At 66.4% G+C, this 16,022-nt stretch carries 14 protein-coding genes; 10 read left to right on the forward strand and 4 right to left on the reverse strand.

Going from position 1 to position 16,022, the window contains the following annotated elements:
- Nucleotides 1–112 precede the first annotated feature (112 nt).
- Complete coding sequence (gene pnp, locus OVY29_RS19650; RefSeq protein WP_037554457.1) at nucleotides 113–2,431, forward strand: polyribonucleotide nucleotidyltransferase; 2,319 nt, start codon at nucleotides 113–115, stop codon at nucleotides 2,429–2,431.
- A 379-nt stretch (nucleotides 2,432–2,810) separates the two neighbouring features.
- On the opposite strand, the gene OVY29_RS19655 is transcribed toward pnp, so the two are convergent.
- The 3 genes from OVY29_RS19655 to OVY29_RS19665 are packed head-to-tail and all read right to left on the reverse strand — an operon-like array spanning nucleotide 2,811 to nucleotide 4,458.
- Complete coding sequence (locus OVY29_RS19655; protein WP_037554530.1) at nucleotides 2,811–3,344, reverse strand: SRPBCC family protein; 534 nt, start codon at nucleotides 3,342–3,344, stop codon at nucleotides 2,811–2,813.
- Nucleotides 3,328–3,723, reverse strand: coding sequence for an ArsR/SmtB family transcription factor (locus OVY29_RS19660; RefSeq protein WP_037554455.1), 396 nt, complete (start codon nucleotides 3,721–3,723; stop codon nucleotides 3,328–3,330). The genes OVY29_RS19655 and OVY29_RS19660 overlap by 17 nt, the downstream gene beginning before the upstream one ends.
- A gap of 48 nt (nucleotides 3,724–3,771) precedes the next feature.
- Nucleotides 3,772–4,458 carry a hypothetical protein gene (locus OVY29_RS19665; RefSeq protein WP_037554454.1) on the reverse strand — a complete coding sequence of 229 codons (687 nt, stop codon included), beginning with the start codon at nucleotides 4,456–4,458 and terminating at the stop codon, nucleotides 3,772–3,774.
- 149 nt (nucleotides 4,459–4,607) lie between these two features.
- Between OVY29_RS19665 and OVY29_RS19670 the strand changes: the two genes are divergently transcribed.
- The 9 genes from OVY29_RS19670 (at nucleotide 4,608) to OVY29_RS19710 (ending at nucleotide 15,108) form a co-directional block, all read left to right on the forward strand.
- Nucleotides 4,608–5,300 carry a peptidylprolyl isomerase gene (locus OVY29_RS19670; RefSeq protein WP_037554453.1) on the forward strand — a complete coding sequence of 231 codons (693 nt, stop codon included), beginning with the start codon at nucleotides 4,608–4,610 and terminating at the stop codon, nucleotides 5,298–5,300.
- A gap of 61 nt (nucleotides 5,301–5,361) precedes the next feature.
- Nucleotides 5,362–6,156, forward strand: coding sequence for an outer membrane protein assembly factor BamD (locus OVY29_RS19675; protein WP_037554451.1), 795 nt, complete (start codon nucleotides 5,362–5,364; stop codon nucleotides 6,154–6,156).
- A 47-nt stretch (nucleotides 6,157–6,203) separates the two neighbouring features.
- Entirely contained in the window at nucleotides 6,204–7,874 is a 1,671-nt protein-coding gene (recN, locus tag OVY29_RS19680) for a DNA repair protein RecN (RefSeq protein WP_037554448.1), read from the forward strand.
- On the forward strand, nucleotides 7,871–8,554 hold the full coding sequence (locus tag OVY29_RS19685; RefSeq protein ID WP_235211468.1) for a GNAT family N-acetyltransferase: 684 nt from the start codon (nucleotides 7,871–7,873) through the stop codon (nucleotides 8,552–8,554). Before recN ends, OVY29_RS19685 begins: the two co-directional genes overlap by 4 nt.
- Entirely contained in the window at nucleotides 8,551–8,946 is a 396-nt protein-coding gene (locus tag OVY29_RS19690) for a putative quinol monooxygenase (protein ID WP_037554447.1), read from the forward strand. The genes OVY29_RS19685 and OVY29_RS19690 overlap by 4 nt, the downstream gene beginning before the upstream one ends.
- Complete coding sequence (ligA, locus tag OVY29_RS19695) at nucleotides 8,943–11,117, forward strand: NAD-dependent DNA ligase LigA (protein ID WP_037554446.1); 2,175 nt, start codon at nucleotides 8,943–8,945, stop codon at nucleotides 11,115–11,117. Before OVY29_RS19690 ends, ligA begins: the two co-directional genes overlap by 4 nt.
- A gap of 105 nt (nucleotides 11,118–11,222) precedes the next feature.
- The gene (locus OVY29_RS19700) at nucleotides 11,223–11,615 is read left to right on the forward strand and encodes a DUF2946 family protein (protein ID WP_152567580.1); all 393 of its coding nucleotides are present in this window, start codon (nucleotides 11,223–11,225) and stop codon (nucleotides 11,613–11,615) included.
- A 149-nt stretch (nucleotides 11,616–11,764) separates the two neighbouring features.
- Nucleotides 11,765–13,765: a TonB-dependent receptor family protein gene (locus tag OVY29_RS19705; RefSeq protein WP_313911950.1), complete on the forward strand. Its 2,001-nt coding sequence runs from the start codon at nucleotides 11,765–11,767 to the stop codon at nucleotides 13,763–13,765.
- Nucleotides 13,766–13,776: 11 nt separating this feature from the next.
- Nucleotides 13,777–15,108, forward strand: coding sequence for a PepSY-associated TM helix domain-containing protein (locus OVY29_RS19710; RefSeq protein WP_037554443.1), 1,332 nt, complete (start codon nucleotides 13,777–13,779; stop codon nucleotides 15,106–15,108).
- Here OVY29_RS19710 and OVY29_RS19715 read toward each other — a convergent pair.
- The gene (locus OVY29_RS19715) at nucleotides 15,105–15,977 is read right to left on the reverse strand and encodes a sterol desaturase family protein (RefSeq protein WP_037554439.1); all 873 of its coding nucleotides are present in this window, start codon (nucleotides 15,975–15,977) and stop codon (nucleotides 15,105–15,107) included. The genes OVY29_RS19710 and OVY29_RS19715 overlap by 4 nt on opposite strands.
- Nucleotides 15,978–16,022: the final 45 nt, after the last annotated feature.

The following is a 16,022-nucleotide window of genomic DNA, read 5'->3' on the forward strand; positions in this document are numbered from 1 at the left end:
GCATCCGGCGGGACCGCCATAGGGCAGACAGACGCCCTGAACCGCCCCGGGCCGGACTGCCCGGAATCAGAGGCCCCGCCCGGCATAGGGCCCGGCGGGCGAAGGAAACCACATGTTTGACGTGAAAAAAGTATCGATCGAGTGGGGCGGTGAAACGCTGACGCTCGAAACGGGCAAGGTTGCCCGCCAGGCCGACGGCGCCGTGATGGCGACGCTGGGCGAAACGGTCGTTCTGTGCGCCGTGACCGCCGCGAAGTCGGTGAAGGACGGGCAGGACTTCTTCCCGCTCACCGTCCATTATCAGGAAAAATATTCGGCCGCCGGGCGCATCCCGGGCGGCTTCTTCAAGCGCGAACGCGGCGCGACCGAAAAGGAAACGCTGGTCAGCCGCCTGATCGACCGTCCGATCCGTCCGCTGTTCCCTGAAGGTTTCTACAACGAAATCAACGCCATCGCTCAGGTTTTGAGCTATGACGGCCACAATGAGCCCGACATCCTCGCGATGGTCGCGGCCTCGGCTGCGCTCACCATTTCGGGCGTGCCCTTCATGGGCCCGATCGGCGCCGCGCGCGTCGGTTATATCGATGGCGAATATATCCTGAACCCGACCGACGCGCAGGTTGCCGAAGGCGACCTAGACCTCGTCGTCGCCGCGACCTACGACGCCGTGATGATGGTCGAATCCGAAGCCAATGAGCTGTCGGAAGAGGTCATGCTCGGCGCCGTCCTGTTCGCGCACGATGCGTGTAAGGAAGTCGTCAAGGCGATCGTCAAGCTCGCCGAACAGGCCGCCAAGGATCCGTGGGAAGTCGCCTCGGGCGACGACAATGCCGCGATCAAGGACAAGCTCAAAAAGCTCGTCGGCAAGGACATTACAGCCGCCTACAAGCTGACCGACAAGTCGGCGCGTTCGAACGCGCTCAACGAAGCGCGCGCGAAGGCGAAGGAACAGTTCGTCGCCGACGGTCTCGATCCGCAGAGCGTCATGGCCGGCATCAAGCTCGTCAAGAAGCTCGAAGCCGAAATCGTCCGCGGTGCTATCCTGAAGGACGGCAAGCGCATCGACGGCCGCACGACGACGCAGATCCGTCCGATCGTCGCCGAAACGCACTTCCTGCCGCGCGCACACGGCTCGGCGCTGTTCACCCGCGGCGAGACGCAGACGATCGCGACCTGTACCCTTGGCACCAAGGACGCCGAGCAGATGATCGACGGCCTCAATGGCCTGTCGTACCAGAACTTCATGCTGCACTATAACTTCCCGCCCTATTCGGTCGGCGAAGTCGGCCGCTTCGGCGCGCCGGGCCGCCGCGAAGTCGGTCACGGCAAGCTTGCATGGCGTGCGCTGCACCCCGTGCTGCCGACGAAGGACGAGTTCCCCTACACGATCCGCCTCACCAGCGACATCACCGAGTCGAACGGCTCGTCGTCGATGGCGTCGGTGTGCGGCGGCAGCCTCGCGATGATGGACGCCGGCGTGCCGATCAAGCGTCCCGTCTCGGGCATCGCGATGGGCCTGATCCTCGAAGGCAAGGATTATGCGATCCTGTCGGACATCCTCGGCGACGAGGATCACCTCGGCGACATGGACTTCAAGGTCGCTGGCACCGCCGACGGCATCACCACGATGCAGATGGACATCAAGATCGCGGGCATCACGCGCGAGATCTTCGAAGCCGCGCTGAACCAGGCGAAGGAAGGCCGCGCGCACATCCTCGGCGAAATGGCGAAGGCGCTGGGCGAAGCCCGCACCGAGCTGTCGGCGCACGCGCCGCGCATCGAGACGATGCAGATCGACAAGTCGAAGATCCGCGACGTCATCGGCACCGGCGGCAAGGTGATCCGCGAGATCGTCGCGACCACCGGCGCCAAGGTCGACATCGACGACGAAGGCCTGATCAAGATCTCGTCGAGCGACCTCGACCAGATCGAGGCCGCGCGCAAGTGGATCAGCGGCATCGTCGAAGAAGCCGAAGTCGGCAAGATCTATGACGGCAAGGTCGTCAACCTCGTCGATTTCGGTGCGTTCGTGAATTTCATGGGCGGCAAGGACGGTCTCGTCCACGTCAGCGAAATCAAGAATGAGCGCGTCGAAAAGGTCGCCGACGTTCTGGCCGAAGGCCAGGAAGTCAAGGTCAAGGTCCTCGAGATCGACCCGCGCGGCAAGGTCCGCCTGTCGATGCGCGTCGTCGATCAGGAAACCGGCGAGGAACTCGAAGACACCCGCCCGGCCCGCGAACCGCGCGAGCGCGGTGACCGTGGCGATCGCGGCCCGCGTCGCGACGGCGGCGACCGTGGCCGCGGCGGCCGCGATCGTGGTCCGCGCCGCGACGGCGGTGACCGCGGGGGCCGCGATGGCGGACCCCGCCGCGAGCGCAGCGAAGACGGTCCTGAGGATCAGGGCCACGTGCCCGACTTCCTGAAGGACTAAGGCCTTCCGCTTCCGGAAAAGAGAAGGGCCGCCGAAAGGCGGCCCTTTTTTTGTTGTCACGAAATGACGGCTTAGAGGTGGGAGCGGACGTTGAGGCAATTAGCCCCTCCCCTTCAGGGGAGGGGCAACGCAGACTTGGCAGCTTGCTGCCTAGTCGTAGTGGGGTGGGGTCTATCGGCCTTGCGCAAGGCCGATGGCCCCCACCCCAACCCAGTATCAGGTGAAACGTCCCCCGGACGTTTCAGATCGGTCCGGGGGACCGATCGACCTGATACTCCTGAAGGGGAGGGACTTTCTTCCTCAATGGCAGCTTCCGGTCGTTTCCAGCCATGGCGGAAGGGCCGCAGGCGCGGCCCTTCCCATCGGAATCGCAGGCAAATCAGCCGAACAGCCGCTCGGCATAGGCGTCGCGCAGCCGGACCCAATTGTCCCAGTGCGGCGCGGCCTGCGTTTCGCGCGCGCGCGCTTCGAGGACGTCGAGATGCGCGTGCCAGCCGGCGCTGACGTTGAGCAGCACTTCGGGATCCTCGATGCGCTTGTGGACGATCGTGAGCAGCACCTCGTCACCGCGTTCGTCGAGCGTGAAGGTCACGCCGCCGGTACTGCCCCAGCTGATCGACAGGAGGCGCGGCGCGTCGATCGCGACGATCTCGCACGTCATCCGGTGCTCGTCACCGAAACCTTCGGGCCGCTTCCCCGGCGGATCGGTGAGTTCGTCGTTGCGCCACACGAGTTCGACCGGCGCGCCCACCATCTGTTCCATCGCGCCTGCGGCAAGCCATTGGCGGCGCAGTTCGCTGTCGGTCAGATAGGCCCAGACGCGTTCGGCGGGGCCGGGGAGGAGGCGCTCGATCCGCAGCGTCGCGGGCTCGGCCAGTGTGCCGAAATGGTCTTGGTCAAGCATCGTCGTCATCGTCATTCTCCTTCTTTCCCGGGGAGGGGCTTCTTGGGGGAGGCGGTGCGGCATCGTCGGCGCGCAGGATTTTCTCGAGTAGGTCGAGGCGATCGGTCCAGAAGCGGCGGTAGATGCCGATCCACTGGTCCGCGCGCATCAGGGGGACGGGGTCGAGGCTGCAGACATGCGTGCGGCCGCGGATGTCACGACGGACCAGCCCGGCGGCTTCGAGCACTTTGATATGCTTCGATGCCGCCGCAAGCGACATCGCAAAAGGTTCGGCGAGTTCACCCACCGTCCGTTCGCCGGCGGCAAGCTCGCCGAGCATCGCGCGGCGCGTCGTGTCGCCGAGGGCGTGGAAGATCGTATCGAGCCTGTGCGAATCATGTTCAACCATGTGGTTGAATATGGAGTCTCAATTTTTATTGTCAACCGATTGGTTGAATTATTTGGCGGCCACCCCGCCGATCCGCTTTCCCGCGTCCTCGCGATAGAGCGACCAATTGGCCGGGCATTTGTTCACCGGCTTCGGCAGCCCCTGCATTCCTTCGGTGATCCAGCAATCGTTGAAGATCGAGCAATAGCAGGAACGAACCTTCAGCTTCCATCGCTCCTTGTTGAACGTCTGCCACAGCTTTTCGGATTCGGGAGTGCGCGGAAAGCTCACGAATTCGATGGTTTCTCCGGGCCGGACGGCAATGCCGGTCGACGGCGAGGTGGAAAGGCGCACGCCCTGCATGCCGGCTTTCGCGCAGCAGGTCTTGAGGAGCTCGACCGGCGTATCGATCGGCTTGCCTTCATAGCGGACTTCGATCGGACCGAGGATAGCGGGGCCGACGCCATTGTTCGTCAGTGACAGCGAAATATCCTGATTGCCATCCTCGTCCCCATTGCTCGTTCCGAAGGTGACGAAGGGCATCACGCCGCCGGTCTGCATCTTCTGCGTCGCGTCGGCCTGCACGAATGCGAACCAGGCGAGCGCGAGCGAGGCGATCAGCGCGGGCAGTCCGATCACGAAATGCGCGATGGTGATGAAGGGCAGGTAGCGCAGGAAACGCGAGCCCAACTCGGTCGCCGTCGAGGACGGGCGGTCCGCGGCGGGTTCGGCTTTGCGGTTCGGCGTCTCGTCCATCGCGTCTGTACCTTGATCGTTCGGGAGCGGGCGAAGCGTGCCTAGCCTGCCTCGCGCGCTTTTCCAACCGCCGGCTGGCGTCCGGCGGGGCGGACGTCGGCTCGCAAAACCGCTCGCATCGGCGGCGCGATTGCGCTTATGATCGGTTTATGCTGACCCTCCTCACCGCGCTCGCGCTCGCCGCCCAATCGACCCCCGTACCGCCGCAGGCGACGCAATTGCCGCCGCCGGTCCCGCCCGTTCCGGCGCTCGTCACTCCGGTCGTCGAAGCCGACACGCGGCCTTATGTCGCGCTCGTTACCGATCTCGGCACGATCACCGTGCGGGTCGAGAACAAGCGTGCGCCCGTCACCGCCGCCAACTTTCTCCGCTACGTCGACGCGAAACGGCTCGACGGGTTCAAATTCTACCGCTCGACGAAAAGCTGGGGGCCGGCGAACCAGCTGATCCAAGCGGGCAATCGCGGCGACGCGCGCCTGAACTTCCCTCCGATCGCGCACGAGCCGACGACGACGACCGGCCTCACCAACTGCAAGGGCGCGCTGTCGATGGCGCGGCTCAACCCCGGCGACGCGACGAGCGATTTCTTCCTGCTCCTCTCCGACATCAAGGGTTTCGATGCCGATGCGGTGGGCGGCGACGGCGCGGGTTTCGCGGTGTTCGGCGAAATGGTGGCCGGCGCCGAGGTGGCCGAGGCGATTTTCAACGCCCCGATTTCGCCCACTGCGGGCGAAGGTGTGATGGTCGGCCAGATGCTCGAACCGCAGGTGACGATCAAGACTGCGCGCCGCGTGCCGGCGCCGGCCAGCGTGCCGCAGGGTTGCGTGGTCAAGGCGCCGTAAAGCTGCGCCGAGCCCCCATCATTTATTTTGCGTTCATGCGCGCTGTGGCTATACCGCGCGCATGACTCAGCGTTCCTCCTTGCGCGTCACGACGCGCCTGCTCGCCGCCGCTCTCGTGATCACTCCGATGCTGGCGGCCTGCGCCGGTGGCGGCGGGGTCAAGAAGGATACGCGTTACGTCGCACGTGACGTCAATACGCTGTACCGCGCGGCGCAGGACCGGCTCGACCGCAAGCAATATGGGCTGGCTGCGGCGCTGTTCGACGAGGTCGAACGTCAGCACCCCTATTCGCCCTGGGCGCGCCGTGCACAGCTGATGAGTTCGTTCAGCTATTATATGGACCGCGAATATACGCCGGCGATCGAGGCCGCGCAGCGCTTCCTCGCGATCCACCCGGGCAACAAGGACGCGCCATACGCCTATTATCTGATCGGCATTTCCTATTATGAGCAGATCAGCGACGTCACACGCGATCAGAAGATCACCCAGCAGGCGCGCGCCGCGCTCGGCGAGGTGATTCGCCGCTATCCCGACAGCCGCTATGCTGCCGATGCGCGGCTGAAGGTCGATCTGGTGCAGGACCATCTCGCGGGCAAGGAAATGGAGATCGGCCGTTTCTACCAGCGCAGCTCGAACTGGCTCGCGGCATCGATCCGTTTCCGGGAGGTCGTCGACAAATATCAGACGACCAGCCACGCGCCCGAGGCGCTCTATCGCCTGACCGAATGCTATCTCGCCCTCGGCATTCCCGTCGAGGCGAAAAAGTCGGCAGCCGTGCTCGGCGCCAATTATCCGGGCAATGAATGGTACGAACGCGCCTACAAGCTGATGCAGAGGCACGCACCCAGCGCGTGATCGCGCCGGGAATAGATTCTGCCTTTGTTCTGCGGTAAGGGCGGGGCATGCTGACGGCGCTGTCCATCGCCAATATCGTTCTCATCGAACGGCTCGACCTCGATTTCGAGGCGGGGCTCGGCGTGCTCACCGGCGAAACGGGGGCGGGCAAGTCGATTCTGCTCGATGCGCTGGGTCTCGCGCTCGGCGCGCGCGCCGACAGCGCGCTGGTTCGGCAGGGTAGCGACAAGGCACAGGTGACTGCCAGCTTCACCCCGCCCGCGGCGGATACGCCGCTCGCGGTGCTGCTCGCCGATAATGAGATCGCGCCGGAGGCGGGCGAGCCGCTGCTGATCCGCCGGACATTGAAGGCCGACGGCGGCAGCCGCGCCTTCCTGAACGACCAGCCCTGTTCGGCGGCGTTGCTGCGCGAAGTCGGCAGCTATCTGGTTGAAATCCACGGCCAGCACGACGACCGCGGCCTACTCGCACCCGCCGGGCATCGCGCCTTGCTCGACGCCTATGCGCGTGCCGACACCGGCGCCGTGGCGGCCGCCCATGCGGCGTGGCGCGCCGCCGAGGACAAGCTCGCCGCCGCGCGCGCCGCGATTTCCGAAGCCGAGCGCGACCGCGAATGGCTCGAACATTGCGTTGCCGAACTGCAGGCGCTCGCACCCCAGCCGGGCGAGGAAGCCGAACTCGCCGAAGCGCGCGCCGCGATGCAGAAGGGAGAGCGAATCGCGGGCGATCTCGGCGCGATTCTCGAGGCCTTCGACGGCAGCGCGGGCGGCCCGGCGCTGCTGCGCGGCGCGGCGCGACGGCTCGACCGGCTCGCGGGCGATCACCCGCTGCTCGCCGAGGCGCTCGCGGGGCTCGACCGTGCGATCATCGAGGCCGACGAGGCCGAAACGAAGCTCAACGAAGCCGCGCGCGCGATGGAATATGATCCCGAGCGGCTCGAGGCGACCGAGACGCGCTTGTTCGAACTGCGCGCGATGGCGCGCAAACATAACGTCCAGCCCGACGAACTCGCCGAACTCACCGGCACACTCGCCGCGCGGCTCGACGCGATCGAGGGCGGCAGCGCGGGGCTCGCGAAACTCGAAGCTGCGGTTGCCGAGACCGCCGCCGCATACACCCATGCGGCGACCGCGCTGTCCGACCAGCGCGCCAAGGCCGCAGCGCGCCTCGACGTCGCGGTCGCGGGCGAACTCGTCCCGCTCAAGCTCGACGCCGCGCGATTCCAGACCGCCATCGAACGGCTGCCCGCCGAACGCTGGGGCGCCGATGGGATCGACCGCGTCGAATTTCTCATCTCGACCAACCCCGGCGCGCCTTTCGCACCCCTCGCGAAGATCGCGTCGGGCGGCGAACTCTCGCGCTTCATCCTCGCATTGAAGGTCGCGCTCGCCGAAGAGGGCGGGGCCGACACGATCATCTTCGACGAAATCGACCGCGGCGTCGGCGGCGCCGTCGCCAGCGCGATCGGCGAACGGCTGGCAAGGCTCGCGGGCGCGGGCAAGCAATTGCTCGCGGTCACGCACAGTCCGCAGGTCGCGGCCAAAGGCGCCTTCCACTTCATCATCGCCAAATCGAGCGAAGGCACGGTCACGCGCACCAGCGTCCATACGCTCGACGACGCCGGCCGCCGCGAGGAAATCGCGCGCATGTTGTCGGGGGCAGAGGTCACCGAGGAAGCGCGCGCGCAGGCCGAGCGGCTGCTGGACGTCGCGGCGTGACGGCGCATCCGCTCGATCGCCCGATCCGGTCGATGCTCACCGGACGGCAGGCGCATCTGGCCGAAGGAGACGCGCGGGCGCTCAGGATCGATCGCGGCTATGGCGTGTTCGGGGTCGCGGCCGATACCGGCGCCGCGGCGCAGGCGGCGCTGGCCGCATTGGTACCCGACGATGGTGAACTCTGGATCGTCGAGGGCGAGCCTTGGCCGGTGCCCGATGGTACGCGCGAGGTGAAGCGCGCGGTGCTTGCGCAGATGGTTGCTGAGGGCCCGCCGCCCGTGCCGCGCGATGGCGAATCGGCGATCCTCGCGCTCGGCGAGGCGGACGCGACCGAAATGGCCGCGCTCGCCGAGCATGCGAAGCCCGGCCCATGGGGGCCGAAGACGCATCTTTACGGTCCTTTCTTCGGCATCCGCGAAAACGGCCGCTTGCTCGCGATGGCGGGGCAGCGCATCCTTGTCCCCGGCATGGCCGAGGTCAGCGGTGTCGCGACCTGGGAAGACTGCCGCGGCCGCGGCCTTGCGCGGGCGCTGATCGGCCATGTCATGCGCGCGATGGTCGCGCGCGGCGAAACGCCGTTCCTGCACAGCTATGCCGACAATGCGGGCGCGATTGCGCTTTACGAGTCGCTCGGTTTCCGTATCCGGCGTCAGGTGCATGTACTGGTGATCGCCAAATGAACCGGCGCGAGCATCTCGCGGCACTGCTGGCGATGGCGGCGGCCCTGCTCCCCGCGACGAAACTCTGCGCATTGGAGGCCAAGATGGAAGAAGCCGATCCGCAATATGGCTTGCTCGGCCAGATGATGGCGCAGCCGGGAAAGCGGGCCGAACTGGTCGCGATCCTTGGCGAAGGGACGGACAAAATGCCCGGCAATATCGCCTATCTGATCGGCGAGGACAGCGCGAACCCCGACGCGATCTGGATCGTCGAGCTGTGGGACAGCAAGGCGGCGCACACCGCCTCGCTAAAGCTCCCCGCGGTGCAGGCGGCGATCGCCAAAGGGCGATCGCTTATTGCTGGATTTGGTACTCGCGCCGAATTCAGGCCGGTGGCAAAGGCCGGTGCATGACCGAAATCGAATCGCTTTCCGAGGCCGAGGCTGCCAATGAATTGATGCGGCTGGCGAAGCAGATCGCCCACCATAACAAACTCTATCATGCCGAGGATTCGCCAGAGATTTCGGACGCCGAATATGACGCGCTCGTCCGCCGCAACAATGAAATCGAGAATGCCTTCCCGCACCTGATCCGCGTCGACAGCCCGAACCGGCTCGTCGGCGCCGCGGTCGAAGCGTCGCCGCTCGCCAAGGTGACGCATGCGGTGCGCATGATGAGCCTCGACAACGCCTTTGCGGCCGAAGATGTCGAAGAATTCGTGGCGCGCGTCCGGCGCTTCCTCAACTTGGGCGCCGATGAGGTGGTCGTACTGACCGCCGAGGACAAGATCGACGGCCTCTCCTGCTCGCTGCGCTATGAAACGGGAAAGCTGGTGCAGGCCGCGACGCGTGGCGACGGCAGCGTCGGTGAAGATGTCACCGCTAACGTCCGTCACATCGCCGACATCCCGCAGGAACTGAACGGAGATGCACCCGACGTTTTCGAGATCCGCGGCGAAGTCTATATGGCGAAGACCGACTTCGTGGCGCTCAACGCGCGATTGATGGAGGAGGGCAGGGCCCTCGCGGCACAGCGCGAACAGGATTTCGATCCCGCCGCGGTTCGCCAGTTCGCCAACCCGCGTAACGCCGCCGCGGGCTCGCTCCGCCAGAAGGACGCCAGCGTCACCGCATCGCGCCCGCTGCGCTTCTTCGCGCACGGCTGGGGCGAGGTCGGCGCGCTTCCCGCCGACACCCAATATGATGCGATGAAGGCGATCGAGGGCTGGGGCGTCCCGGTCTCGCCGCTGCTCAACCGCTTCGAGAGCGTCGACGCCGTCCTTGCCCATTATGCCGAAATCGAGCGCCGCCGCGCCGAGATGGACTATGACATCGACGGCGTCGTCTACAAGGTCGACCGGCTCGACTGGCAGCAAAGGCTGGGCTTCGTCGCCAAGGCGCCGCGCTGGGCCATCGCGCATAAATTCCCCGCCGAACGCGCGCAGACGACGATCGAGGCCATCGACATCCAGGTCGGCCGCACCGGCAAGCTTACCCCCGTCGGGCGGCTTACCCCCGTCACCGTCGGCGGCGTGGTGGTGTCGAACGTCACGCTCCACAACCGCGACGAGATCGGCCGGCTCGGCGTGCGCCCGGGCGACCGCGTCGTCATCCAGCGCGCGGGCGACGTGATCCCGCAAGTCGTCGAAAATCTGACCCGCGAGAAGGATCGCGCGCCCTTCGTCTTTCCCGACCATTGCCCGGTGTGCAACAGTGAAGCGGTCGCCGAGGAGGGCGAGGTCGATGTGCGCTGCACCGGCGGCCTCATCTGCAACGCGCAGAAATTCGAGCGGCTGCGCCACTTCGTCAGCCGCGGTGCGCTCGATATCGAGGGGCTCGGCGAAAAGAGCATCGCCGAGTTTCTGGAGCTCGGCTGGCTCGACAAGGGGCCCGCCGACATCTTCCGCCTCAAGACGCATCGCGACGAGCTGCTCGGGCGCGAGGGGTGGAAGGAAAAGTCGGTCGACAATCTCTTCGCCGCGATCGAGGCGAAGCGCGAACCCGATGCCGCGCGGCTGCTCTTCGGGCTCGGGATCCGCCACGTCGGCGCGGTGACCGCGCGCGACCTGCTCAAGGGGCTGGGCGACATAAAGCGGCTCCCCGAAAAGGCGGCCGAAATACACGCCTATCTGGAAGCGAACCCGCAAGGGGAGGGCGAATCCGACGGCAAATATACGACGCGCAAGGTCGAGGCGTTTAAGGCGATCCTTGAGGTCCGCGCCGATGGCATCGGCCCCGCTGTCGCCGAGGCGCTCGCCGATTTCTTCCACGAACCGCACAATCAGGCGCTGTGGGACGACCTCCTCTCCGAAGTCGCGCCGCCGCTTTACGTCGTCGAGACGCGCGAGAGCGAGGTGTCGGGGATGACCGTCGTCTTCACCGGCAAGTTAGAGACGATGAGCCGCGACGAAGCGAAGGCGCAGGCCGAGGCGCTCGGTGCCAAGGCCGCGGGGTCGGTGAGCGCCAAGACCGACCTCGTCGTCGCGGGCCCCGGCGCGGGGTCGAAGCTCAAGCAGGCGAGCGCACTCGGCATCCGCGTGATTGATGAAGCTGAATGGGCGAAGATCGTGGAAGCGGCGGGATAAGCAACCCCCTCGTCGCCCCGGACTTGATCCAGGGTCCATAACGCCGGTGCAGTGGGGCAATCTGTCCGCTTGCCAGCATCGCGCGCGCGCCATAAGGCGCGGCGCGTGGGCCTGCTCGCCGCCTTTCGCCGTCCCGGCATCCTGCTGCTCGTGCCGCTGCTCCTCGCGCTTGCTGCGCGGGTGCTCGTCGCGCCGGGCTGGATGATCGAGAGCGATGCCGGCGGGTCGATCACCGTGCGCATCTGTTCGGATCCCGCCAATCCTGGCGGCACGATGACGATCCCGCTTGAGAAGGCGGGAAGCCACGACGCCGGCGAAACACAGCAGCATTGCCCGTGGGGCGCGCTCGCGAATGCGCCGATCGTCCCCGATCTGCCGGTGCTCGCCGCAGCGCCGCTTGCCGCCGAGCCCGCGCCCGTCGCGCTATCATCGCTCGGTTTCGCGCCGGGCGTCGCATCGCCGCTTCCCCCGAGTACGGGACCACCTTCTCTGACATAAAATTCGGTCACCCCGGCGAAGGCCGGGGTCTCGCCCTCGCGCTCTGACGCGGCGTCGAGATCCCGGCCTCCGCCGGGATGACGATATATGTCGTCGCGCCAGCCCTGTGCGCGGCCCCCCCATGCCTGTTTCCGGGGAAGAAATTTCCAATGACCAAATATGCCTATCAAGCGGCGCCCTTGCTGGCGCTCGCAACCTGTCTCGCCGCCGGTCCCGTCCGCGCCGAAGAAGCCGACTCGACGATCATCGTCACCGCGCCGCAGCTCACGAACGAAGCCGAGGAGCGCGCCGCAAAAACCGCCGGCGGCACCGACGTCGTCGGCCATGAAGATTATGCCGACAAGTCGATCGTCAGCCTGCGCGACACCCTCGCCTTTTCGCCCGGCGTCTATCTCCAGCCGCGCTACGGGCAGGAGGTGCGCATCTCGATCCGCGGCTCGGGCCTGTCGCGTGGCTATCATATGCGCGGGCTGACGCTGCTGCAGGACGGGGTGCCGATCAACCTCGCCGACGACAATGGCGATTTCCAGGAACTCGAACCGATCTTCTTCGACCATCTCGAGGTCTATCGCGGCGCCAACGCGCTGCGCTTCGGATCGGGCACGCTCGGCGGCGTGATCAACGGCGTGACGCCGACCGGACGTACGGCCGAGGGCGTCTATCTGCGTGCCGACGCCGGCAGCCTCGATAGCCTGCGCGGGCTCGTCTCGGCGGGCGTCGCGAGCGGCGCGATCGACGCATGGGGCGCGATCAGCGCCGATACGTCGGACGGCGACCGCGATCATGCGAAGCGCCGCAGTTTTCGCTTCAACGGCAATGTCGGCATGCAGTTGAGCGAGGTGGTGTCGAACCGCCTCTATGTCAGCTTCAACAATATCGATCAGCAGATCCCGAGCGCGCTGACGATGGAACAGGCGCTGACCACGCCGCGCCTCGCGACCGCGGGGACGCTCGCAGGCGACCATGGGCGCGACATCGATTCGATCCGCATCCAGAACCGGACGCGCTTCGACTGGGGCGCGGTGAAGCTCGACGTCGGCGCCTTCGTCAACGCCAAGTCGCTCTACCATCCGATCTTCGAGCTGGTCGATCAGGAGGGCCTCGATCGCGGCGGCTATTTCCGTCTCCATTACGCCGGCGGCATAGTCGAAGCCACGCTGGGCGGCGAGTTGCGCGTCGGCGACATCCGGGCAAAGCGCTTTGTCAATCAAGGCGGCAAGCGCGGCGCGCTGCGCGTGAACGCCGACCAGCATGCCCGCGCGGCATCGCTCTATGGCGAAGTCCGCGTCCGCCCCGTGCCGATGCTCACGCTGATCGCGGGCGGCATCTACGCCGACGGAAAGCGGCGGCAGACGATGAACTTCAACGCTTCCGCGCCGGCGCAGAACGGCACGGTCGGGCACGCCGATTTCGACGCATTCTCGCCCAAGATCGGCCTGTTGTTGGAACCCGTGGCGGGGGCGCAGGTTTACGCCAACTACAGCCGGTCGGTCGAATTTCCGGGATTCATCGAATTGGGGCAGGTCGCCGCCTTCGTCCCGCTCGACGCGCAGCGCGCGTGGACGGCCGAGGTCGGGACGCGCGGCAAGAGAGGGGTGCTGCGCTGGGATGTCACCTATTACCGGTCGACGATCAAAGGCGAATTGCTGCAATTCGACATCGGCCCCGACATTCCGGCGTCGACCTTCAACGCCGGCAGCACGCTCCACGAAGGCGTCGAGGCGGCGCTCGAGGTGCAAGTGGCAGAGTGGTTGAAGCTGCGCCAAGTTTACACCTACAGCAACTTCCGCTTCCGGGGTGACGCGCAATTCGGCAACAATCGCCTGCCGGTCGTGCCGAAGCACGTCTATCGCGCCGAACTGCGGATCGGAACCGATGCGCTGCACGTCGCGCCGAACCTCGAATGGGTGCCCGATGGTCCCTTCGCCGATTACCGCAACCGGGTGTCGACCCCGGGCTATGCGCTGATCGGCGTGACCGGCGGCGCGACGATCGCCGGCGGCATCGACGCCTTCGTCGATGTCCGCAACATCACCAGCCAAAAGGCGATCGGCGACATCAGCGCGGCGATCGCGGTGACGCCCACCTCGGCGATCTATTACCCGGTCGAACGCCGCGCGGTCTCCGCCGGCATCCGCGCGCGGTTCTAGGAGGGCGGGGGATGACCGACAGCAACCCAGTCCCGCTCTATCGCACGATCTGGCGCTGGCATTTTTATGCCGGGCTGTTCGTCATTCCCTTCATCCTCATCCTGTCGGCGACGGGCGCCGCCTACCTGTTCAAGCCCGATCTCGACCGGTGGGAGGAGCGCGCGTGGCGCGGGTTGCCCACCGCGGGCGCGGTCGACGCCGACGCGCAGGTCGCCGCCGCACTCGCCGATTTTCCGGGCGCCAGCGTTCATTATTACCGCATAGCCGAAGCGCCCGGCGACGCCGCGGTCGTTCACCTCGGCCTGCCGAACGGCACGATGCGCGACGTCGCGGTCTCGCCGCGGGGCCGGGTGATCGGCTCGACCGATCCCGAGCGGCGCCTATCGGCGTGGCTGTCGGCGATCCACGGCAGCCTGCTGATCGGCCGCGCGGGCAGCCTGCTGGTCGAGCTTGCCGCGAGCTGGGCGATCGTGATGATCCTGACCGGCCTTTATCTCTGGTGGCCGCGCGGGCGCGGGCTCGCGGGGGTGGTGTGGCCGCGCCTGTCGCTCGGCGCACGCACCGCGCTGCGCGACCTTCACGCCGTCACCGGCTTCTGGGTCTCGGGCCTCGCGCTCGTCCTGCTGTTCACCGCGCTGCCGTGGACCGATGTCTGGGCGAGTGGTTTTCGTACAATCCGCGCCGAAATGGGCTGGGTGTCGGGGGTGCAAGACTGGAAGGGCGGTGTGGACCCGCACGCCGCGCACGATCATGAAGCGATGGTCGATCATTCGGCGCACACGACCCCGGCAATCCCGCTCGCCCGCATCGTCGAACGCGCGCGCGCCGAACATATGCCCGCCCCCGCGATCGTCCAGCCGCCGGGCGCGCCTAATCTTTTCGGACCGCCGAACGGCGACACATGGACGCTGACCACGCAGACGCAGAACCGGCCGCTGGTGCGCAAGATCAGCTACGATCCCGCGACCGGCGCCGAGGTCGCGCGCAGCGGCTTCGCCGACAAGCATGTCATCGACCGCGTCGTGAACATCGGCATCGCCTGGCACGAAGGCCAGCTGTTCGGCCGCATCAACCAGCTGATCGGCGCCCTGACCGCGCTCGCGCTGTTTACGCTCACGGTCTCGGGCTTTTTGATGTGGCGCCGCCGCAAGCCCGAAGGGACGCTGGGCGCGCCGCCGGCGGCGCGCGACCCGGCGCGGCTCCGCGGCGTCGCAGCGATCATCCTGCTGCTCGCCGCGTTGCTGCCCTTGCTCGCCGCCTCGCTGATCCTGCTCTGGATCGCCGAACGGCTGTTGCTACCCCGCCTGCCGCGCGCCGCGCGCTGGCTCGGCGTCACCACCTAAGACGTAGCGGCCACGCTCGGCGCCGACGGCACGGCGCCGGGAATGCGCGCGTCCATATCCCTGTTCTCGGGAAAGATCGGCCACAGCAATTGCTGTCCCAGCGTCGCGGGCGGCAGATTTTCGACGCCATAGCTTTGCGGATAATGCCGCGTGATCTTCGCGGTGCCGAACAAGACGTCCCAGAAGAAGAGCAGATTTCCGAAATTGCCCTTGTAATTCACCGCCGGGTCGTCGGCGTGGCGACCGTGATGCGCGTGGTGCGTCGCCGGCGTGCTGATCGTGCGTTCGACCACCCACATCAGCGGCGACAGCGCCTTGATCCGGTAGAGCGGGGCGTCCCACGCGACATCGCTGTGCGCGCCGATGATCACCGCCATCTTGACCACCAGATAGCCGGCATAGAACCAGCCGAGCCCGAGATAGACGAGCACCCCCGCGAACCAGATGCTCGGCATCATCGCATAATAGATGATGTTGTTCCGGTAGACGAGGCGCACGCTCATATAGCGCGCGTTGTGGTGCGCGCGGTGCAAATTGTAGAGCCAGGCGAAGCTGTGGCTCGCGCGGTGCCACCAATATTGCATCATATCCTCAAAGACGAGGAAGAGCGCAAGCGCGGCGAGGAAGGGGATGTCCGCGAGCGCGCCTTCATAGTGCGGAAAGAAACGGTGACCGAGCGCGCCGACGACCAGCAGGATCGCCGGCTGGGTGACGATCAGCAGCATGAAGGTGCTGACGATCTCGATGATCCCGTCGTGGCGCGATTGCTCGCCCTTCGCGAACAAGCGCGTGCGGATCAGCTCGATCAGGCAGAAGCCGAGATAGATCGCCGCGACGATCGCGCTCGACTGGGCGGTGGTCAGGTGCATCCTCAATCTCCCTTCGCGGTCTCGCCGCTTGTTATTGCGCGCATC

Origin of the sequence: Sphingopyxis sp. SE2, from assembly GCF_032227185.1 — a bacterium.
Classification (GTDB): domain Bacteria; phylum Pseudomonadota; class Alphaproteobacteria; order Sphingomonadales; family Sphingomonadaceae; genus Sphingopyxis.

Coding starts and splice junctions, on each gene's coding strand:
- OVY29_RS19660 (WP_037554455.1), bottom strand. CDS start 3,723: ATGGTTGAACATGATTCGCACAGGCTCGATACGATCTTCCACGCCCTC.
- OVY29_RS19705 (WP_313911950.1), top strand. CDS start 11,765: ATGACCAAATATGCCTATCAAGCGGCGCCCTTGCTGGCGCTCGCAACC.
- OVY29_RS19675 (WP_037554451.1), top strand. CDS start 5,362: ATGACTCAGCGTTCCTCCTTGCGCGTCACGACGCGCCTGCTCGCCGCC.
- recN (WP_037554448.1), top strand. CDS start 6,204: ATGCTGACGGCGCTGTCCATCGCCAATATCGTTCTCATCGAACGGCTC.
- OVY29_RS19670 (WP_037554453.1), top strand. CDS start 4,608: ATGCTGACCCTCCTCACCGCGCTCGCGCTCGCCGCCCAATCGACCCCC.
- OVY29_RS19690 (WP_037554447.1), top strand. CDS start 8,551: ATGAACCGGCGCGAGCATCTCGCGGCACTGCTGGCGATGGCGGCGGCC.
- OVY29_RS19710 (WP_037554443.1), top strand. CDS start 13,777: ATGACCGACAGCAACCCAGTCCCGCTCTATCGCACGATCTGGCGCTGG.
- ligA (WP_037554446.1), top strand. CDS start 8,943: ATGACCGAAATCGAATCGCTTTCCGAGGCCGAGGCTGCCAATGAATTG.
- OVY29_RS19715 (WP_037554439.1), bottom strand. CDS start 15,977: ATGCACCTGACCACCGCCCAGTCGAGCGCGATCGTCGCGGCGATCTAT.
- OVY29_RS19655 (WP_037554530.1), bottom strand. CDS start 3,344: ATGACGACGATGCTTGACCAAGACCATTTCGGCACACTGGCCGAGCCC.
- pnp (WP_037554457.1), top strand. CDS start 113: ATGTTTGACGTGAAAAAAGTATCGATCGAGTGGGGCGGTGAAACGCTG.
- OVY29_RS19665 (WP_037554454.1), bottom strand. CDS start 4,458: ATGGACGAGACGCCGAACCGCAAAGCCGAACCCGCCGCGGACCGCCCG.